Raw genomic sequence first — 19,648 nt, 5'->3', positions numbered from 1 at the left:
CCATTGGCTCAAGGCCTGCGCAGCGCCGCCACGCGCTGGGCCAGCTTCTTGGCTGAAATCCCGCTTTTTGCCCCAAGCTCCTGCGCGAACAGCGACACCCGCAGCTCTTCCAGATCCCAGCGCAGTTCCTGCCACTGCGGACGGTCGCGTTGGCCGCGCTGTTCGGCCTCGTGCAGCGCGTCCAGGAACGGGCGCAGTTCCAGCATCCGCGCCTGGTCGCGTGGCGGATCGCGCTTGGCACGTTCGGCACGCAGGATCATCGCGCGCAGGTAGCGCGGCAGCTGTGCGAGCGCATCGGCCGGCGTATCGCGCAGGAAGCCGGGATGGATCAGCGCGGCCAGCTGCTGCTCCATGTCGTCCAGATTGCCGCGTGCCCAGCCCATCAACGGTGCTTCCAGCTGCGGCTTGAGCTCGGCGACGTGGGCCAGGATGTTTTCGGCCAGTTTCAGCCGCGCCATCGCCTCGCCGAACAGGCCTTTGCCCGCCGCATCGCGCCGCTGCGCGAACGCGGCCGGGTCGCGGATGTCACCCAGGCCATCGGCCAGCACCGCGTTCATCGCCGCCTCGACCAGATCCCCGCGCAACCGCTCCTGCGATTCGATCGCGGCATACAACAACCCGGTCTTGGGCGGAACGGGCAACTGCTTGCGCGCCTGCTTGGCCTTGTCGGCCAGCGCGATCTCCAGCAGGCGGCGCACCCCGCGCGGATGCTGCTCCAGTGCTTCGTTGCGATCGGCGAAGATGCGCAGCGCGGCGCTCTCGCCGTCATCCACCAACGCCGGATAGGCCGGCACTCCGGCTTCGCCGGGCACCTGCAGCGGAATCGCCGTGGCCGGGAAATCACGCAGCCCGTCGGCCGCCAGCGCCCGCCCGGCCCGCGCGGCGAAGGCCGCCCCGGCCTTCTCGCCGAAGCGTGCCCGCAGCGCATCCAGATCACGGGAGGTGGCCAGCAGCGTGCCATTGGCGTCGTGCAGGCGCAGGTTCATGCGCAGATGCGATTCCAGCGCGGCATCATCGAAGTCGGTGGCCGCCACCTGCGCCCCGGTGGCCCGCGACAGGAACCGCGCCAGTTCGCCGCGGATATCGTCAGCGGTGGGGTCCGGGTACGCCTCGGCGAACGCACGGCCGAAATCCGGCGCCGGAACGTAGTTGCGACGCATCGCCTTGGGCAGGCTGCGGATCAGCGCCGAGGCCTTGTCGGCGACGAAGCCCGGCGCAAGCCACGACAGCCGCGCCGGATCCAGCGCATTGAGCAGGTGCAGCGGAACATCCAGGCTGACCCCGTCGTCCTCGCTGCCGGGTTCGAAGCGGTAATGCAGCGCCAGCCGCGCGTCGCCCAGCGGCAGGTACGCTGGATAGCGGTCGGCATCGCTGCCCTCGCCGGGCAACAGATCGGCCAGCGTCCACGCCAGCGCGCGCCGCTTGTCCGGCGCCAGTCCCTTCCACCACGTATCCAGGCCGGTAGCCGAATGGATCTCGGCCGGGATCCGGTCCAGGTACCAGCGGGCCTGCCAGCCTTCGTCGGCGACGATGCCGGCACGACGCAGCTTGGCCTCTTCCTCGCGCGCCTGCTCCAGCACCTTGAGGTTGTCGGCGATGACGCTGGCGCGCGTGTTGATCTCGCCGGTCACCAGTCCCTGGCGCACGAAAATGTCGTGCGCCTCGCCCGGCGCGATGCGGCCGTAGTGCACCGGCTTCTTCGGTGCCAGCACCAGCCCGAACAGACTGATCTGCTCGGAGGCCAGCACCTGGCCCTGCGCGCGCGACCAGTGCGGGTCGAAGTGCTTGCGCAGCAGCAGGTGCGGCAGCTCGGCGATCACCCAGTCCGGTTCGATCGCCGCGTTGGTCAGGCCCCAGATTTTCTGGGTATCCAGCAGCGTCGCGGTGAGCAGCCACGGCGGCGGCCGCTTGGCCAGCACCGAGCCGGGGAACGGCAGGAACCGGCGCTGACGCGGGGCAAGGAAGTCGCCCTTGTCGCTGCGGTGGCCGATCTGCGTGGGCAGGCCGGCGATCAGCGCGCGGTGCAGCGTCTGGTAGGCCGCAGCGCGCACCTTCTCACTGAAGCCACCGCGCGCCTCGCGGGCGTCGGCAGGCGCGGCCGATGCCGGTGCCGCCGTGGCTGGGAGCGGCTCGGCCTTGCCCTCGCGGGCCAGGCGTGCGGCACGGTGCTGCTGGCCACGGGTGGCTTTGATCCTGGCATCATCGTCGCGCGTCGGCGCCGGCGCGGACGATCCGGCCAGCAAAGGTTCCAGCGCCGTTGCGGCCGGCTCTTCGGTCCAGCCGAGTTCTTCGCACAGGACGCGCAGCTGGCGATGCAGCTCGCGCCACTCGCGCATGCGCAGGAAGCCAAGGAAATGGCGTTCGCACCAGCCCCGCAGCTTGGATTGGGTCAGGTCCTCATGGGCCTGGCGGTAGCCGTCCCACAGGCGCAGCACGCCGACGAACTCGGAGCGGCCGTCGGCAAACAGCGCGTGCGCGTTGTCGGCGGCGGCGCGCGCTTCGGGCGGGCGCTCGCGCGGGTCCTGGATACCCAGGAACGCGGCGATCACCAGCATCGGCCGCAGGCATCCCTGCGCCTGCGCCGCCACCAGCATGCGCGCCAGCTTGACGTCCACCGGCAGGCGCGCCATCTGTCGCCCGACCGGAGTCAGCCGACGCTCGGCGTCCACCGCGCCCAGTTCACCCAGCTGCTGCCAGCCATCGGCGATCGCGCGCTCGTCCGGCGCTTCGAGGAACGGGAAGTCCTCGATCCGTCCCAGGCCGAGCTGCAGCATCCGCAGGATCACGCCGGCCAGGCTGGAGCGGCGGATTTCAGGGTCGGTGAACTCGGCCCGCGACAGGAACTCCGCTTCCGAGTACAGGCGGTAGCAGATGCCCTCCGACACACGTCCGCAACGGCCCTTGCGCTGGTTGGCGCTGGCCTGCGACACCGCTTCGATATGCAGGCGGTCCAGCTTCTGCCGCGGGCTGTAACGCTTGACCCGGGCCAGGCCGGGATCGACCACATAGCGGATGCGCGGCACGGTCAGCGAGGTTTCGGCCACGTTGGTGGCCAGCACGATGCGCCGTTTACTGCCCGGGTTGAACACCTGGTCCTGGTCCTTCACCGACAGCCGCGCGTACAGCGGCAGCACCTCGGTTTCGCGGTACTTGCGCCGTTCCAGGGACTGGTGCGCGTCGCGGATCTCGCGTTCGCCGGGGAAGAACAGCAGGATGTCGCCGCGCGGATCGAGCCGGGTGATCTCATCCACCGCCGCCACCACCGCCTCGTTCACGGTGCGCTCGCCGTCGCGGCCGCCCTCCTCGTCGCCGCCGCCCTCGCCTTCCAGCGGGCGGTAGCGTACTTCCACCGGGAAGGTGCGTCCCTCGACACTGATCACCGGCGCATCGTCGAAATGCTCGGCGAACCGCGATGTGTCGATCGTCGCCGACGTCACGATCAACTTCAGGTCCGGCCGCTTTTTCAACAGCTGCTTGAGGTAGCCCAGCAGGAAGTCGATGTTGAGGCTGCGCTCGTGGGCCTCGTCGACGATGATCGTGTCGTACTGCGAGAGCCAGCGGTCGCTGCTGATCTCCGCCAGCAGGATGCCGTCGGTCATGAACTTGATGCGGGTGTCGTCGCCAACCCGGTCGGTGAAGCGCACCTGGTACCCCACCGTCGTGCCCAGCTCGGACTGGAGTTCCTGGGCCACACGGGTGGCCACCGCACGTGCGGCGATCCGTCGCGGCTGGGTGCAGCCGATCATCCCCGCCACGCCCCGTCCGGCGGCCAGACACAGCTTCGGCAGCTGGGTGGTCTTGCCCGACCCGGTCTCACCGGCAATCACCACGACCTGGTGGTCGCGGATCAGGGCGGTGATCCGTTCAGCTTCACGCGCAATCGGCAGGGTGTCGTCCAGACTGATCGTCGGCCGGTTCCGCGCGCGTGCCTCACGCCGCTGTACCGACGCCTGCAAGGCCTGCTCGAACGCGGCCGCCACCGCCGCATCGGCCGGTTTGGCGCGACAGCGCGAGAGCATCCCCAGCAAGCGACCGCGGTCGCGGCTCATCGCCCCGTCGATCGCGCGCTGGTGCAGGTGCAGAGAGGAAACGGAGGGTTTGTTGATAGCGGTCATCAATCGGATCGTTTTAAAACTTTGATTACATCTGAAAGGTTAGTCTGATCTATTGTGAAGGCCATCCCATCCACAAGGAGGATATCCCCCATGGCGAAAACCAAGACGCCGGCAAAGAAGACCCAGACCGGTAAGCAGAAGCTGGCAACGGCGGCCCCCTCGGCCCCGAACATCGATATCGGGATCAAGGAAGGCGATCGCAAGAAGATTGCCGATGGGCTGGCGGCCTTCCAGGCGGATGCGTTCACGCTCTACCTGAAGACCCACAATTTCCATTGGAATGTCACCGGGTCGATGTTCAACTCGCTGCACACCATGTTCGAGACCCAGTACACCGAGCAGTGGGCAGCCCTGGACGACGTTGCTGAACGTATCCGTGCACTGGGCTTCAACGCCCCCGGCTCCTACCGCGAGTTCGCGGCCCTGACCTCGATCGCCGAGGAACCGGGCCTGACCGACAGCGCGGACTGGCGTGAAATGGTACGCCAGTTGGTCGCCGCCAACGAGGCCGTGTGCCGCACCGCCCGCAAGGTGCTTGATGTGGCCGCCGACGCCGACGACGCCCCGACCGAAGATCTGATGACCCAGCGCCTGCAGACCCACGAGAAGTACGCCTGGATGCTGCGTTCCTTGCTGCAGTAATCCCGCCGGGGCGTTGCCCCTCCTGTCCCCCCTTGGTCTCAAGGGGGGCTTCGTCCCCGGATGGCGCATCGCCGACGTTCAGATCCAGAGTCGACTGACCCTCCTCAGGTCGCTCGGCCCTGTAAACTACGTCGATGTCTTCCCGCCCCGCGCACGACCTGCTCAGCCGCATCTTTGGTTACGACGATTTCCGCGGTCCGCAGCAGGCGATCGTCGAACATGTCGCCGCCGGCAATGACGCGCTCGTATTGATGCCCACGGGCGGCGGCAAGTCGCTGTGCTACCAGGTGCCTTCCCTGCTGCGCGACGGCACCGGCATCGTCATCTCCCCGCTGATCGCCCTCATGCAGGACCAGGTCGACGCCCTGCGCCAGCTGGGCGTGCGCGCCGAGTACCTCAATTCCACGCTGGACGCGGAAACCGCTGCGCGGGTGGAACGGGAGCTGGTGGCTGGTGAACTGGAGCTGCTGTACGTCGCACCGGAGCGGTTGCTCACCGGCCGCTTCCTGTCCCTGCTGGCGCGCAGCCGGATCGCCCTGTTCGCCATCGATGAGGCCCATTGCGTCTCGCAATGGGGCCATGACTTCCGTCCCGAATACCGCCAGCTGACCGTGCTGCACGAGCGCTGGCCGGACGTGCCGCGCATCGCGCTCACCGCCACCGCCGACCCGCCGACCCAGCGTGAAATCGCCGAGCGGCTGGACCTCACCAACGCCCAGCACTTCGTCAGCTCCTTCGACCGCCCCAACATCCGCTACACGGTCGTCCAGAAGGACAACGCCAAGCGCCAGCTGCTGGACTTCCTCAAGGCGCATCGCGACGCGGCCGGCATCGTCTACTGCATGTCGCGGCGAAAGGTCGAGGAGACCGCCGAGTTCCTGTGCCGCGAGGGTATGAACGCACTGCCTTACCACGCCGGCCTGCCCGCCGAAGTGCGCGCCGCCAACCAGCGCCGCTTCCTGCGCGAGGACGGCATCGTGATGTGCGCCACCATCGCCTTCGGCATGGGCATCGACAAACCCGATGTCCGCTTCGTCGCGCATACCGACCTGCCCAAGTCGATGGAAGGCTACTACCAGGAAACCGGGCGCGCCGGGCGCGACGGTGAACCGGCCGAGGCCTGGCTCTGCTACGGCCTGGGCGATGTGGTGCTGCTCAAGCAGATGATCGAGCAGTCCGAGGCCGGCGAAGAGCGGAAAACACTCGAGCGCACCAAGCTCGACCACCTGCTCGGCTACTGCGAATCCATGCAGTGCCGCCGCCAGGTTCTGCTGGCCGGCTTCGGCGAAACCTACCCGCAGCCCTGCGGCAACTGCGACAACTGCCTGGTCCCCCCCGATGCCTGGGATGCCAGCGTGGCCGCCCAGAAGGCGCTGAGCTGCGTGTACCGCAGCGGCCAGCGCTTCGGCGTCGGCCACCTGATCGACATCCTGCGCGGTGGTGAGAACGAGAAGATCCGCCAGTTCGGGCATACCGAACTGAGCACCTATGGCATCGGCAAGGATCTGGACGCCCGCACCTGGCGCAGCGTGTTCCGCCAGCTGGTGGCCGCCAGCCTGCTCGAAGTGGACAGCGATGCCTACGGCGGCCTGCGCCTCACCGATGCCAGCCGCGACGTGCTCAAGGGCCGGCGCAAGGTGATGATGCGCCGCGAAAGCCCCGCCGCCGGCCGCGAGCGCGACCGCAGCGGCCAGCGCACCGGCCTGTCCGTGCTGCCGCAGGACCTGGCGCTGTTCAACGCCCTGCGCGGCCTGCGCGCCGAGCTGGCGCGGGAACAGAACGTGCCGGCCTTTGTGATCTTCCACGACAGCACCCTGCGCAACATCGCCGAACAGCGGCCCACCAGCGTCGATGCGCTCGCCCGGGTCGGTGGCATCGGCGGCACCAAGCTGTCGCGTTATGGCGCGCGGCTGGTCGAGATCGTGCGTGAGGAAGGCTGATGGGACCGTACGCGCTGACGGAGTGGGCTCCAGAGTTGAATCCCGCGTTCAGCCACGGATGCGCCGTCGCCGCGTTGGCGGTAAGGTGGCGCCCATGACCGCCGGTGGCCTGCTCCTGCGCCTGATCCTGATGCTCAGCCTGTTGCTCAACGGGTTGAACGCCGCCTTGGCCGGGCCGATGGCGCTGGCAATGGCGCACCCGGTGGATGCTGCCGTCACCGCTCCCGCGCCGCCCTGCCACGGCCACGACGCCGTGACCGCGCCGCCGCCGTCGGCGGGGCTCGACCACGCCCAGGCACCGCAGCAGGGCGATCCCTGCAAGATCAAGGATTGCCTGCGCACCTGTGCACAGCAACCCAGCCTGGCCGTACAGATCGCCTGGATCGCCACACCGCCCCCGCCCGCGCAGGCACCGCTGCCGCCGATCCGCGCCGGGCTGCCCAGCCTGCCGCTGGACCGCATCACCCGCCCTCCGATCGCCTGATCCCGCGCTCCCCGCGAGCGCCCGACTGACGCGATGCCCCGCGCTGCGTGCGCGGTTGGCGTATCGGCACCTGCGCGTGCCATTGGATCCGATTCGGAGCTGCAATGTCTTTCCCAACCCAACCCGGCCCGGGCACGCTGCCCATGCCGTCGCGCCGCCTGTTCGTCCAGGGGCTGGCCGCCGGAGGCGTCGCCGCCGGCCTGGCCGCCACCGGCCTCAGCCCGCGCGCGTTCGCCGCCGCCGGTCCCGCGCTCGCTGCCGCCCCGCAGGTACTCAGCGGCCAGGCGTTCCAGTTGAGCATCGGCGAGTCGCTCGCCAACTTCACCGGCCGTACCCGCCCGGCAATCACCGTCAACGGCAGCCTGCCGGCGCCCATCCTGCGCTGGCGCGAAGGCGATACCGTCACGGTCCGCGTGGCCAATGCGCTGCAGGGCCACCCCACGTCCATCCATTGGCACGGCATCCTGCTGCCAGCCAACATGGACGGTGTGCCAGGCCTGAGCTTCAACGGCATCGCGCCGGGCGAGGCCTACCAGTACCGGTTCACCCTCAAGCAGTCCGGCACGTACTGGTACCACAGCCATTCGATGTTCCAGGAACAGGCCGGCCTGTACGGCGCACTGATCATCGACCCGCTGCAGCCGGCGCCGTACCGCTACGACCGCGAACACGTGATCATGCTCTCGGACTGGACCGACATGGACCCGGGTGCGCTGTTCCGGCGCATGAAGAAGCTCGCCGAGTACGACAACTACTACAAGCGCACCCTGCCCGACTTCCTGCGCGACGTGCGCCGCGACGGCTGGGCTGCGGCCACCGCCGACCGCGGCATGTGGGGCCGGATGCGGATGACCCCCACCGACATCTCCGACATCAACGCGCATACCTATACCTACCTGCTCAACGGCACCACGCCGGCCGGCAACTGGACCGGGCTGTTCCGCAGTGGCGAGAAGGTGCTGCTGCGTTTCATCAACGGCGGCTCGATGACCTACTTCGATGTGCGCATTCCCGGCCTGAAGATGACCGTGGTCGCCGCCGACGGGCAATACATCCATCCGGTCACCATCGATGAATTCCGCATCGCACCAGCGGAAACCTTCGATGTCATCGTCGAACCCGGCGGCCAGGATGCCTACACCCTGTTCTGCCAGGACATGGGCCGCACCGGTTATGCCGCCGGCACGCTGGCAGTACGCCACGGCCTGCAGGCCCCCATTCCCGCGCGCGACCCACGCCCGCTGCTGACCATGTCCGACATGGGCCACGACATGGGCGGCATGGGCCACGACATGAAGGGCATGGAAGGCGGCTGCGGCGCCAGCATGGGCCACGCCGCGCACGGCGGCAACGACAAGGCGCCGCGCCACGCGCCGAGCGAGACGGGCAATCCGCTGATCGACATGCAGAGCATGGCCACCGAGCCCAAGCTCGACGATCCCGGCATCGGATTGCGCGACAACGGCCGCCAGGTGCTTACCTACGGCGCGATGCGCAGCCTGTTCGACGATCCGGATGGGCGCGATCCCGGCCGCGAGGTCGAGCTGCACCTCACCGGGCACATGGAAAAGTTCAGCTGGTCCTTCGACGGCATTCCCTTCGCCAGCGCGGAACCGCTGCGCCTGAACTACGGCGAGCGCATGCGCATCGTGCTGGTCAACGACACGATGATGCAGCACCCCATCCACCTGCACGGCGTGTGGAGCGACCTGGAAAACGCCGACGGCGACTTCCACCTGCGCAAGCACACCATCGACATGCCTCCCGGCACGCGCCGCACCTACCGCGTGCGCGCGGACGCACTGGGCCGCTGGGCGTACCACTGCCATCTGCTCTACCACATGGAAGCGGGCATGATGCGCGAAGTGAGGATTGAAGAATGAGCACGCTCACCGCTCACGCGCCCCGCCTGCTGACGGCGGCGCTGCTGGCCACCCTGTCAGCGCCCGCCTGGGCGCAGTCGCATGCGCATGCCACCGTGGCGGCGGACACGTCGCCACCCGCCACCGCCGGGACGACCTCCAACCCCGACCATGACGGCATGGACCACACCCGGATGGACCATGCAACGATGGACCACGGCAGCATGGACCACAGCCGGATGGACCATGCGGCGATGGGTCACGCAGCACCCGCGCTGCGGGAACCGCTGGAGCCGATTCCCGCCGTCACCGAGGCCGATCGCATCGCCGCGTTTCCGCCGATCGACCACGACGCGATGGAACACGCGCCGGAGATCCACAGCATGGTGCTGATCAACCGCCTGGAGCAGTGGGACGGCAAACACGGCAATGGCCAGGCCTGGGAGGCCAGCGGCTGGATCGGCGGCAACATCAACCGCCTCTGGCTGCGCAGTGAAGGCGAACGCAGCGATGGCCGCACCGGATCGTCGGACCTGGAGCTGCTGTACGGCCGCAGCGTGTCGCCGTGGTGGGACGTCCTGGTCGGGGTGAAGCAGGACATCCGTCCTGCCGATTCGCGCACCTGGGCGGCCATCGGCATCCAGGGCCTGGCGCCGTACAAGTTCGAAACCTCCGCCACCGCCTACGTCGGCGAAGGCGGCCAGGTCGCAGCCACGGTCGAAGTGGAATACGAGCTGCTGCTGACCAACCGGTTGATCCTGCAGCCGCTGGTGGAGGCCACGTTCTCGGCCAAGGATGAACCCGAATACGGCACCGGTGCCGGCCTGAACAAGGTCGAGGCCGGCCTGCGCCTGCGCTACGAGTTCAGCCGCCGCTTCGCCCCGTACATCGGCATCAGTCACGAGCGCCTGTTCGGCGACACCGCCGACTATCACGCGGCCGCCGGCGAAGACGCGCGCGACACCCGCTGGGTCGCCGGCGTGCGGGTCTGGTTCTAGGCCAGCATGCATCCCGGGCGCCGCGCGCGCCCGGGGCATGCCCGGGATGCCGTAAGCTGCCGCACCGTTTCCCCATCCGCGCTCCCATGTCCCTGCATATCCGCCGTGCCAGCGTGGCCGATGCCGACGCCCTGTCGGCCATCGCCATCGCGACCTACACCGAAACCTTCGGCGATTCGTATCCGCCGGACGATCTTCACGCGTTCCTGCAGGCGCACTACAGCCCGGCACCGCAGCGCCGCGAGCTGGAGGATCCGCACAGCGCGGTGTGGCTGCTGGAAGAGGACGGGCGCGCGGTGGGCTATCTGGCAGCCGGCCCGAACGGATTGCCCCATGCCGATGCGCGCCCGGGCGATATCGAGCTGAAGCGCCTGTATGTGCTGGCACGCCACCAGAGCGGTGGTCATGGCGCGCGCCTGATGGACGCGTTCCTCACTTGGCTGGACCAGCCCGCACGCCGCACCCTGTGGGTGGGCGTGTGGTCGGAAAACCACGGTGCGCAGCGCTTCTATGCGCGCTACGGCTGCGTGCCGGTCGGCCAGTACGACTTCGTGGTCGGCGACAGCCGCGACCTGGAGTTCATCCTGCGCCGGCCCTGAGACCGGCGCAGCCGGTCCGGCTCAGAAGTCGAACAGGTCCGACAGGAAGCTCTCCTTCTTCTTCTTGCGATAGCCCTGCTGGTCGCCGTACTGCTGGCCCAGATGACGCGTATCGCGATGCTGCACCGCCGGAGGCGGCGGAGGCGCGGCCGAACGTACCGGTGCCGGCGCGGCGCCGCCCACCGAGCGTTCGATGATCTTGTCCAGTTCGCCACGGTCCAACCAGACGCCACGGCACTGCGGGCAGTAGTCGATCTCGATGCCCTGGCGCTCGGACATCACCAGCGCCTGGGTCTTGCATACGGGGCATTGCATCGTCGCCACTCCATCGATCAAACCCCGACTCTACCCTGCCGTGGCTGAGTACGGCGCAACGCCGCATGACCAACGGCCCCCCGACCTCTGCCCCATGATTCCGCGTTGCCAGCGCCGCACACTGCGCGCACCACACGCCAAGGAATCCGGCCATGTCCGCCCCCCACCCAGGTCCCCGCTGGCTCAGCGCCAGCCTGATCGTCATCACCCTGCTGGTGTCGATCAACCTGCGTGATCTTGCCGGCTGGGCCGGCGTGCCGATTCCCGGCCTGCCCATTCCCTTCGGCGGCGCCATCGTCGACAACGGACTGGGCGTGCTGCTGGTCCTTGCCGTTGCGGCCTGGCTGCGTCCCGGCCTGCCCCTCCGGCATGCCCTGGGGCTGGGCGGCAGCGGCTGGCAGGGTCCGGCCATCGTGCTGCTGGCCACCTTGCCGTGCTGGCTTGGCCTGTGGTGGCTGGGCGGCATCAGCGCAGAGGCGAGCCTGCTGCCGCTGGTGATGCTCGCACTGCTGTTTCCACTGGCCGAGGAAATCATCTTCCGCGGCTTCGGCTTCCTGTTCGCCCACCGCCATCAGGGCTGGCCCTGGTGGCCAGCGGCTCTGGTACAGGCGGTCATCTTCGGCGCCATCCACTGGTGGTCCTTTGGTGGTGGCGGCGGCATGGCACTACGCGTGTTCGCAATGACCGGCATCGGCGGCGTCGTGTTCGCCGTGCTGTGCCGCCTGGACCGCAACACGCTGTGGAGCGCCGTGGTGCTGCACGTGTCGCTGAACATGGCCTGGAACGTCATGCAGGTAAACGATGCCACCGCCATCGGCTGGCAGGGCAACAGCCTGCGGCTGTCGGCCGCGCTGCTGGCCGTCGCCGGCGTGTATCTGCTGCATCGGCATCGCACCCACCGGGCCGCCTGCACGACCCGCTAACCTTCGCCGCCCCATACTTGCGCGCCGTTTCCGGCCGACCCCAGGAATTCCGCGTCATGTTGCTGTCCAAGCGCCACGTCATCCCGCGCGTACTGCTGATCGAAGACACCGAAGATACCCGCGAGCTCAGCCGGCTCGCGCTGGAGAGCCAGGCCTGCGAGGTGACGGCGGTGAGCACGGCCGAGGCAGCGCTGGGATTGCTGCGCGCGGGTGAGCGGTTCGACCTGGTGTTTACCGACGTGTGCCTGGGCGAGCTCAACGGGATCGACGCCGCCCACTGCATCCGTACCCATCACCCGGGTCTGCCGGTGCTGGTCACCTCCGGACTCGACCCGGCCGAGGTGACCGGGCGCCTGCGCGAGGGCATCCATTTCCTGCCCAAGCCGTACTCGATGAGCGAGCTGCTCGATGCCATCCGCACCTGTTTCGGTGTCATGGAAACCGGCCGCGCGGCCTGAGCGGCGCAGGCACGCGCCTTCATCCATTTTTCATCCGCGACTGGCATCGTTCGATCTACAGGGCCCGCCCGTGGGCCACGGACACGTGCCATGCAGACCCGTCTTCTCTGGAGTGCCCCCCTGCTGATGATAGCCGGCCTCGCCGATGCGCGGGCCGATGATGTCGTCACCTGCGAAAGCCGCGACAACCGGTATCACGCCTGCTCCCTGCCGTACGCCGGCCATGTCAGCCTGGACCGGCAGCTGTCCGGCGCGGACTGCCGCCAAGGCCGCAGCTGGGACTACGACCGCCGCGAGGTGTGGGTGGACGACGGCTGCCGGGCCACCTTCCGCGTGCAGGGAAGCGGCTCGCGCCACGACCGGGACAACGATGACAACCACGACGCCAAGGTGGCCGCCGGCGTGCTGATCGGCGCGGCCATCCTGGGCGCGATGGTCCACAACGCCAACAAGACATCCGACGACCGCTACGACGACACCCGCTACCAGGGCGCCCGCCACACATCGTATGTGCCGTCCTGGATGATCGGGGAGTTCGAGGGCTACAACGCCATGTACGGTACCGATATCCGCATGCGCATCGACGGCGACGGCCGCATGTCCGCGCAGGCGCGCGGCCAGACCCTGTCCGGCTGGGTCAACGGCGGCCGGCTGAATGTCGGCGACAGCGTGTTCGACATCAGCCAGAGCCGCGACGGCTTTGTCACTACGGAGGTGGGCGATCGCCAGAACGAGGTGCGCTACCGACGCGTACGCTGATCCTCGACGCCGTCAGCGGTCCGCCGTGCAGCGCAACGCGGTGCCGTAGAAGTCCAGCGTCGCCTCGCCCTGGTGTTCCCAGAACGCCACGCCTTCGCGGCCGTAGCGGCTGCCGCTGGCGCTTTCGATCGGGAACACGATGGCCTGGTCGGTGCCCAGAGTCACGATCGCCGCTGCCGGGTCGATGTCGTTGTAGAACACGACCTTCAGCGGTTTGTCGGCATCGTCGCAGCGATAAGTGCCGGTTGCGCTCGCGGGGACGCCGCCGCCGCTGACGGTCAGCTCCACAAGACGCGTCTGGTAGGCCTCGCGCAGACATTGGCGCGGGTCCACGGCGCGGGTGCACGCATCGCGCCCCTTGATCCAGCCCCGCTGCTCGGCCGCGATATCCACTTCGTCCGGCGCGGTCTGCGCGCGCTTGTACCGTGCAGCCAACTGACGGTCCAGTGCGGCCAGTCCTTCGTCGGTACACACCCACTTTTCCGCATCGGACGTGGCCTTGGCGCAGTCGAACGAGGGCGTGGCGGTGGCCGTATCCGACGGCGCTGCAGGCAGTGCGACGGGGGCGGTGCGCGCTGCAGGCGCCGCTGCGGGGGATGCAGGGTCGGCCGGCTCAGGACTGCGCGAGCAGCCCACCAGGGCCAGTGTGACGGCAACGGCAAGGACGATACGGTTCATGCAACCTCCAGCGGTACGACAACGGACAGGCTCGTATTCTGCGCGCACCGGCGCGCAACGGGTATCGCCCGCAGTATCGCCACCTCCGCGTTGAGGGCAGGTGCACGCCGCTGCGCGTACGGCGCGCGGACGGTAGGATGTAGCCCTCTTGCAAGAAGGACCCTGCATGTCGACCGCCAGCACTTCCCCCGCGCCTTCCTCTGCGTCCGCCTCCGCGTCTTCTGCCAGGACACCGCCGCCAAGCCGGCGCGCGCGCGTGGCATGGCTGGTCCTGCTGCTGTCATGGCTGAGTTTCCTGCTGCCGTGGGGCTGGGCCGGGTTGTTGCTGGGGATCGCGCTCGGCCTTTGCGGCGGCGTGCTCGCCATCGCGACGATGTTCAAGGGCGGCGTGCTGCTCGGGCTGTTCCAGCTGCTGCTGTCGCTGCTGGCATCGCCGGTGGTACTGCTTGTCGGCATGGTGTACTTCAGCGGCCTGATCGACGATGAGCAGCTCGACGCGCGCGACCAGCACCACTACGAGCGCCAGCACGAACACGACAGCACTGACACGCTGATTGACGTGATCGACCTGTTCATCTGAATGGTTCCACGCACGGGAACGGGCACTAACCCTACCCTCATGTGCGTGCGACCGCTGCGTAACGGCACCCGGTCCAGTATGGCTCCTGCGACATCACGTCGTATTGGAGTAACACCATGTCCACCATGCAGAACAACGAAAACAACGTCCAGAAGAATGCCGCTGCCCAGACCGACCAGCAGAAGGAGCAGGAGCACAAGGACGCGTTGGCCAAGCAGCAGAAGCAGCAGCAGGACAACAAAGACAGCACCCGTTCGCCGCAGCAGAAGTAACAGCGGCGGCGTTGCACAGATTCGGTGGGGCTGCGCGTCCGCGCAGCCTCACGGGTGTAAGGGGTTGCAACGACGCGGGGACTCAGCTCGATACATGCAGCGTTTCCCAGCGCAATGGCCGGGCGGCCAGGTTGCCTTCCTGTTCCATCGACAACCACGCGCTGCCGGCGACCGACGCGTTGATCACGTCAAGCACGCCGGGCGCCAGGCGGAGGCCATCGCCAACCGCCACCAGCATCGTGCGACGGTGGAACAGTACGCCGTCTTCCAGCAGACACCCCTCGCCCAGACGCAGGCGCCTGCCCGTCGAATCCTTCAGTACGATCATCATTGACCCACTCCGTGGCGGGCACGCCTTGCGTGCCGCTGGTACTGTTGCATGAGATGTCCGACGCTTCCTCAGGGATCGCGCGCGCGCATGGTGTCCAGCCGCCCGCGCATGTCGTCGTGGCACAGGCGTGTGTCGCGCAGCATCGCGTCCAGCGTCCCGTACGTGTCCTCACCAAGGTCACCGTGGCGTACCGCCGCTTCCATGACTCGGATCAACCGGGCCTCGCTGGCTTGGCCTTCGCTCAGATACTGGATGCCGGCATCGCCCAGCACCGTACCCAGCCACCCGAAATACCCGCGCACATGGCCGATGATCGTGCCGTGTCGGACTGGCCGGCCGCCTTCCCTGCGTACCAGTCCACTCACGCGGTCCACTACCCTGGCGCTCGACTCCGCCATGCGCATCAGCAGCGCGCTCAGGTCCGGGTCACTGTCCTGCATGTCCGCTACGCCGCGCGCATACAGGTCGTGCCCGTCACGGGCCACGCCGATGATCTGGTTGAGCGCGCGGACGCGCGGGCCGGTGTTGATGGTCTTCATGGCACCGCTCCGTGGGATCGTCGATCCCGACTTCAGGGGTACGGCCTGATCATGCGCGCGGTTGCGGAACGGGGGTGTGAGGGCGCTGTTGTTTGCTAGCATCGTGCAGGTTCCATGCAGACACCGGCGCAACGGCGCGCCGCACCCGCGGAGATCACGGATGACACCACGCACGCTACGGATGGCGCTCACCGGCGCACTGCTCGGGGTGCTGGCAACGGCACCTGTCCACGCCGCCACCGAGGTGGACCGCGCCGCCTGGCGCGCCGATCTGGCCGCGCTGACGCAGACGCTGCAGGACGACTACGCCCACCTGGCCTGGATGGCGTCGCCGCAGAGCGGTGTGGACCTGCCGGCCCTGGCACGTGCCGCCACCCGCGCACTGGACGAGGCGCACGACGATGCCGAAGCGGAACAGGCACTGCGCACGTTCCTGGCCGGTTTCCATGATGGGCATCTGGCCCTGCTCGACCGCCAATCAACCGATGCACCCGGGCCGATGCCCACCGCGGTGGACCCGCGCGCCCTGGACGCGGCCACCGGCTGCGCGGTGCTGGGCGTGATCGAAGAAGGCCGCCAGGACTACAGCCTGCCGCTGCAGACGCTGCCGGCGTACCACGCCGACGGCGGCAGCGCCGACCCGGCCCTGCGCAGCGGCGTGATCACCCTTGCCCACGGAGGCCGCGTCGGCCTGCTGCGCCTGCACGAGTTCGATGCGCTGCGCTATCCCGGCCTGTGCCATCGGCTGTGGCCGCAGCTGCGCCACGCCGATGGGGTGCGCACGATGCGGGCCACGCTGCAGGAGGCCTGGGTCGCGGAGATCGCCGCCACGCTGCGTCGTTTCCGGCAGCAGGCGGTGGACGCGGTGCTGGTGGACGTCGGCACCAACCCCGGTGGCGACGACAGCGGCGATACCCTCGCCCGCCTGTTTACCGATCAGCCGGTGCGCTCGGCCACGTTGCAGATGAGCGCGTCCGGCACCGGCGTCGACTATCTGCAGGAACAGTTCGAGCGACTCGACGACGCGCTGACCCGCCACCACCCCGACGCCCGTGCCCGCCCGATGCTGACGCAGCAGCGCACGGCGTTTGCGGCCGCGCTGCGTGCCGCACAGTCCCCTGCCTGCGACCTGTCGTGGGTCTGGCAGACCCAACAGGACTGGTCGGCGCAGCGCTGCCGGCGCCTGGTCGCGGCAGGGACGTCCGGCGGCCCGTTGGCCGACCCGGCCGTGGATCGGCTCGACGACTTCCTCATCGCCCACCGCCTGGACTGGGCGCAGGACGTGCGTGCGCACCGCGGTGCCTGGCACGGCCCGGTCTATCTGCTGATCGACGGCAAAACCTCGTCCTCGGCGGAGATGTTCGCGGCCCGCTTGCAGGACAACGGCATCGCGCGTGTTGTCGGCACCCGCAGCGGCGGCTACGGCTGCGGGTTCATGAGCGCGGAGTCACCCGCCGAACTGCCCAACAGCCATCTGCGCGTGCGCATCCCCAACTGTGTGCGGCTGCGTGCCGATGGCAGCGACGAGGTCGCCGGCATCGTGCCGGATGTTGCGGTGGGCGCGCGTGCCGGGGAGTCGGCACGCGCCCGTGCGCAACGGGTGCTCGACGTGATCGATCTCGATCTGGCGCGATACTGACGGGATCGCGGTCACGCCGGCTGATCGCGGTGTGACCGGCGGTCGCGTTGAGCGGGAGCTAATCGCGTGTTCTTCAGATCTGCGCGTCCTGCGTGGCGCCATGCCCGGTCGTCGCGTCGTACTCGACATCGCGCGCCTTGAATTCCTGGATCACGGCCTTGCCGATCTCATCCAGCGTGGCGGTCAGTGCCGCGCAGGTGGGACTGCGCTTGACCGCCGCCGTACGACGTTCGATCTCGGCCGCCGCCAGCGCACCGGTCTCCACGTGGCCATCCTCATGCAGGCGCAGCGCGCGGCTGTACCGCTCCCAATCACTGCGCAGCGCCGGTGACACGCGATCCACATCCACCCAGCGCGGCAACTGCATGGTGGTGCTGCGCTGGACGGTGAATCCGGTCAGCCGGCAGCCACCGCGATCGGTGCTGTAGTTGTAGCGCCACTGCAGGTTCCAGCGCACCTGGCCGTGGTGGCGTTCGCCATCGTCATCCACCGGTCCGAGGGTGCGCAGCGACTCGCGCAGTTGCTCGAGCGTGGTTCCCTGCACGTCGTAGTACTCGATCGTCAGACCGGCGTCCGGCGCTGCCTGCACGGTTGCGATGCCCAGCGCGGCAAGCAGCAGAGCGCCCCCGGCTGCGCGGCGCCACCCGGGCGCGATCCCGCTGCGTGCAGCAGCTGATCCGTTGGTTGCCACCGCCGCCGTGGTGTGCGTTCCCTGCATCATGCGCTGTCCCTGCCTTCAATGAAGCAGAAAGAGTGCGTGAAATGCTGGCGGGCCGCAACGTGGCGCAACGAAAAAAGGCGCCCTCGCAGGCGCCTTCGTTCATCGATGCAATGGTGGGCCGTGATGGATTCGAACCATCGACCAAAAGATTAAAAGTCTTCTGCTCTACCGACTGAGCTAACGGCCCATTGCATGCCTCGACATCGCTGCCGGGGGTGCGCATTCTAACCTATCTTGGCGCGCAGGCGTACCCGTGTGGCGATCAGGCGTAACGGGTGGGATCGGCCACGCCCGCATCGGCGAAGCCCTGCGCGCGCAGGCGGCAGGCATCGCAGTGGCCGCAGGCCGCGCCGCTGTCGTCGGCGTTGTAGCAGGACACGGTCAGGCCGAAGTCCACGCCCAGGCGCACGCCTTCACGCACGATGTCGGCCTTGCTCAGGAACTGCAGCGGGGCGTGGACCTGGATGCCCGCCCCTTCCACGCCGGCCTTGGTGGCCAGGTTGGCCAGAGTCTGGAAGGCCGCGATGAATTCGGGGCGGCAGTCCGGGTAGCCGGAGTAGTCCACGGCGTTGACGCCGCAGAAGATGTCGTTGGCGCCCAGCACTTCGGCCCAGCCCAGGGCGACGGACAGCATGATGGTGTTGCGCGCCGGCACGTAGGTGACGGGGATGCCCTCGCCGCCCGCCTCGGGCACGTCGATATCGTCGGTTAGCGCCGAACCGCCGATGCTGCGCAGGTCGACGTTGACGGTCTTGTGGGCGACGGCGCCGAGCGCCGTGGCCACCGCGGCGGCGGCATCGAGTTCGGAGGTGTGGCGCTGGCCGTAGCGCACGCTCAGCGCATGGACGGCGAAACCCTGCTCACGGGCGATGGCGACGACGGCGGCCGAATCCATGCCGCCGGACAGGAGGACAACTGCATTCTTCATGGGGGTGTTTCCGGTAGGTTGCGGGAAAGCCAGCACGCTGTCCCGCGCCGGAATGAATCAGTAAGAGCGGCCGGGGGCCGCCCGGCAGCCGGTCATCGCCCGGGCGCGTCGTCCCAGAGGAGCTTGTGAAGCTGCATCTGGAAGCGCACCGGCAGGCGGTCCTCGACGATCCAGTCGGCCAGTTCGCGCGGGCTCAGCTGGCTCTTGCTCGGCGAGAACAGCACCATGCTGCGCTCATTGAGCCGGTGCTCGGCGACCATGCCGCGCGCCCAGTCGTAATCCTCGCGGCTGCACAGCACGAACTTGATCTGGTCGCGGCGGGTCAGCAGCGGCAGGTTCTCCAGCCGGTTGCGGGCCATTTCACCCGAGCCGGGGGTCTTGAGGTCAACCACGCGAGAGACGCGCGGGTCCACCGCGCTGACGTCCAGCGCACCGGAGGTTTCCAGCGAGACATCCAGGCCGGCATCGCAGAGCTTTTCAAGCAGCACCAGGCAGCGCTTCTGCGCCAGCGGCTCGCCGCCGGTCACGCAGACGTGGTGGACGCCCTGCGCCACCACCTCGGCCACGATCGCATCGATGTCCCACCAGGTGCCGCCGTGGAAGGCGTACGCGGTGTCACAGTAGGTGCACCTGAGCGGGCAACCGGTCAGCCGGACGAACACGGTCGGCCAGCCGGCAGTATCGGCTTCGCCCTGCAACGAGGTGAAGATCTCGGTGATCCTCAGGCGCGGCAGGGGCGATTGCACGATCTCGCTGGGGAGCGCGGCGGCGGCGGACAGGGATGCGGTCATGAGGTGTTCTGGGACTACGGCTGCGGAAACGACGACGGCCGGGCATGGCCCGGCCCTACAGGTGACGACCGCGC

Annotated in this window: 20 protein-coding genes and 1 tRNA gene; 12 read left to right on the top strand and 9 right to left on the bottom strand. The window is 68.5% G+C overall.

Translation table 11 applies throughout. The features are described 5' to 3' along the window. Positions 1–8: 8 nt before the first annotated feature. On the bottom strand, positions 9–4,115 hold the full coding sequence (gene hrpA, locus ACPEH1_RS08215) for an ATP-dependent RNA helicase HrpA (RefSeq protein ID WP_423715612.1): 4,107 nt from the start codon (positions 4,113–4,115) through the stop codon (positions 9–11). Between the two features lie 90 nt (positions 4,116–4,205). Here hrpA and ACPEH1_RS08210 point away from each other — a divergent pair, with 90 nt between their 5' ends. The 6 genes from ACPEH1_RS08210 (at position 4,206) to ACPEH1_RS08185 (ending at position 10,640) form a co-directional block, all read left to right on the top strand. After that, positions 4,206–4,757, top strand: a complete 552-nt coding sequence (locus ACPEH1_RS08210; RefSeq protein ID WP_017356669.1) for a Dps family protein — start codon at positions 4,206–4,208, stop codon at positions 4,755–4,757. Positions 4,758–4,891: 134 nt separating this feature from the next. After that, a complete protein-coding gene (gene recQ, locus ACPEH1_RS08205; protein WP_423715611.1) occupies positions 4,892–6,697 on the top strand; it encodes a DNA helicase RecQ in 1,806 nt (601 codons plus the stop codon). A 94-nt stretch (positions 6,698–6,791) separates the two neighbouring features. Further along, positions 6,792–7,181, top strand: a complete 390-nt coding sequence (locus ACPEH1_RS08200) for a CopL family metal-binding regulatory protein (RefSeq protein WP_168355600.1) — start codon at positions 6,792–6,794, stop codon at positions 7,179–7,181. A 104-nt stretch (positions 7,182–7,285) separates the two neighbouring features. Continuing rightward, positions 7,286–9,064, top strand: a complete 1,779-nt coding sequence (locus ACPEH1_RS08195; protein WP_136003049.1) for a copper resistance system multicopper oxidase — start codon at positions 7,286–7,288, stop codon at positions 9,062–9,064. Next, positions 9,061–10,041, top strand: a complete 981-nt coding sequence (locus tag ACPEH1_RS08190; RefSeq protein WP_423715608.1) for a copper resistance protein B — start codon at positions 9,061–9,063, stop codon at positions 10,039–10,041. The genes ACPEH1_RS08195 and ACPEH1_RS08190 overlap by 4 nt, the downstream gene beginning before the upstream one ends. Positions 10,042–10,127: 86 nt before the next feature. Then, positions 10,128–10,640, top strand: a complete 513-nt coding sequence (locus tag ACPEH1_RS08185; protein WP_313273331.1) for a GNAT family N-acetyltransferase — start codon at positions 10,128–10,130, stop codon at positions 10,638–10,640. A 21-nt stretch (positions 10,641–10,661) separates the two neighbouring features. On the opposite strand, the gene ACPEH1_RS08180 is transcribed toward ACPEH1_RS08185, so the two are convergent. Further along, a complete protein-coding gene (locus ACPEH1_RS08180; protein ID WP_153164672.1) occupies positions 10,662–10,955 on the bottom strand; it encodes a zf-TFIIB domain-containing protein in 294 nt (97 codons plus the stop codon). Positions 10,956–11,107: 152 nt separating this feature from the next. Here ACPEH1_RS08180 and ACPEH1_RS08175 point away from each other — a divergent pair, with 152 nt between their 5' ends. The 3 genes from ACPEH1_RS08175 to ACPEH1_RS08165 all read left to right on the top strand — a co-directional run bounded on the left by ACPEH1_RS08175 (position 11,108) and on the right by ACPEH1_RS08165 (position 13,095). Further along, a complete protein-coding gene (locus ACPEH1_RS08175; protein ID WP_423715607.1) occupies positions 11,108–11,878 on the top strand; it encodes a lysostaphin resistance A-like protein in 771 nt (256 codons plus the stop codon). 56 nt (positions 11,879–11,934) lie between these two features. After that, positions 11,935–12,336 carry a response regulator gene (locus ACPEH1_RS08170; protein ID WP_017356998.1) on the top strand — a complete coding sequence of 134 codons (402 nt, stop codon included), beginning with the start codon at positions 11,935–11,937 and terminating at the stop codon, positions 12,334–12,336. Between the two features lie 90 nt (positions 12,337–12,426). Beyond that, the gene (locus tag ACPEH1_RS08165) at positions 12,427–13,095 is read left to right on the top strand and encodes a DUF3011 domain-containing protein (RefSeq protein WP_313241740.1); all 669 of its coding nucleotides are present in this window, start codon (positions 12,427–12,429) and stop codon (positions 13,093–13,095) included. A 12-nt stretch (positions 13,096–13,107) separates the two neighbouring features. Here the strand turns inward: ACPEH1_RS08165 and ACPEH1_RS08160 are convergent, their stop codons facing one another. Then, positions 13,108–13,773: an MliC family protein gene (locus ACPEH1_RS08160; RefSeq protein WP_423715606.1), complete on the bottom strand. Its 666-nt coding sequence runs from the start codon at positions 13,771–13,773 to the stop codon at positions 13,108–13,110. Positions 13,774–14,029: 256 nt separating this feature from the next. Here ACPEH1_RS08160 and ACPEH1_RS08155 point away from each other — a divergent pair, with 256 nt between their 5' ends. Then, positions 14,030–14,353, top strand: coding sequence for a hypothetical protein (locus ACPEH1_RS08155; protein WP_136003043.1), 324 nt, complete (start codon positions 14,030–14,032; stop codon positions 14,351–14,353). A gap of 116 nt (positions 14,354–14,469) precedes the next feature. Further along, positions 14,470–14,625, top strand: coding sequence for a hypothetical protein (locus tag ACPEH1_RS08150; RefSeq protein WP_423715605.1), 156 nt, complete (start codon positions 14,470–14,472; stop codon positions 14,623–14,625). 82 nt (positions 14,626–14,707) lie between these two features. On the opposite strand, the gene ACPEH1_RS08145 is transcribed toward ACPEH1_RS08150, so the two are convergent. Together ACPEH1_RS08145 and ACPEH1_RS08140 are read right to left on the bottom strand one after the other, a co-directional pair. Beyond that, entirely contained in the window at positions 14,708–14,956 is a 249-nt protein-coding gene (locus ACPEH1_RS08145; protein WP_017357003.1) for a hypothetical protein, read from the bottom strand. A 68-nt stretch (positions 14,957–15,024) separates the two neighbouring features. Next, on the bottom strand, positions 15,025–15,495 hold the full coding sequence (locus tag ACPEH1_RS08140; RefSeq protein ID WP_423715604.1) for a PA2169 family four-helix-bundle protein: 471 nt from the start codon (positions 15,493–15,495) through the stop codon (positions 15,025–15,027). Positions 15,496–15,655: 160 nt separating this feature from the next. Here ACPEH1_RS08140 and ACPEH1_RS08135 point away from each other — a divergent pair, with 160 nt between their 5' ends. After that, positions 15,656–17,134 carry a S41 family peptidase gene (locus tag ACPEH1_RS08135; RefSeq protein WP_313241736.1) on the top strand — a complete coding sequence of 493 codons (1,479 nt, stop codon included), beginning with the start codon at positions 15,656–15,658 and terminating at the stop codon, positions 17,132–17,134. A 73-nt stretch (positions 17,135–17,207) separates the two neighbouring features. Here the strand turns inward: ACPEH1_RS08135 and ACPEH1_RS08130 are convergent, their stop codons facing one another. From ACPEH1_RS08130 to queE, 4 genes are all read right to left on the bottom strand, one after another. After that, positions 17,208–17,855: a DUF922 domain-containing Zn-dependent protease gene (locus tag ACPEH1_RS08130; RefSeq protein ID WP_312709449.1), complete on the bottom strand. Its 648-nt coding sequence runs from the start codon at positions 17,853–17,855 to the stop codon at positions 17,208–17,210. Positions 17,856–17,966: 111 nt separating this feature from the next. Then, a tRNA-Lys gene (locus ACPEH1_RS08125) sits at positions 17,967–18,042 on the bottom strand. A 75-nt stretch (positions 18,043–18,117) separates the two neighbouring features. Continuing rightward, positions 18,118–18,783 (bottom strand): 7-cyano-7-deazaguanine synthase QueC, encoded by a 666-nt coding sequence (queC, locus tag ACPEH1_RS08120; RefSeq protein WP_017357007.1) that lies wholly within the window; start codon positions 18,781–18,783, stop codon positions 18,118–18,120. Positions 18,784–18,875: 92 nt separating this feature from the next. Then, complete coding sequence (gene queE, locus ACPEH1_RS08115) at positions 18,876–19,574, bottom strand: 7-carboxy-7-deazaguanine synthase QueE (RefSeq protein ID WP_423715603.1); 699 nt, start codon at positions 19,572–19,574, stop codon at positions 18,876–18,878. Positions 19,575–19,648: the final 74 nt, after the last annotated feature.

Origin of the sequence: Stenotrophomonas sp. NPDC077421 (genome assembly GCF_049545505.1) — a bacterium.
Classification (GTDB): Bacteria; Pseudomonadota; Gammaproteobacteria; order Xanthomonadales; family Xanthomonadaceae; genus Stenotrophomonas; species Stenotrophomonas nematodicola.
This window is presented reverse-complemented; position numbering and strand designations above follow the sequence as displayed.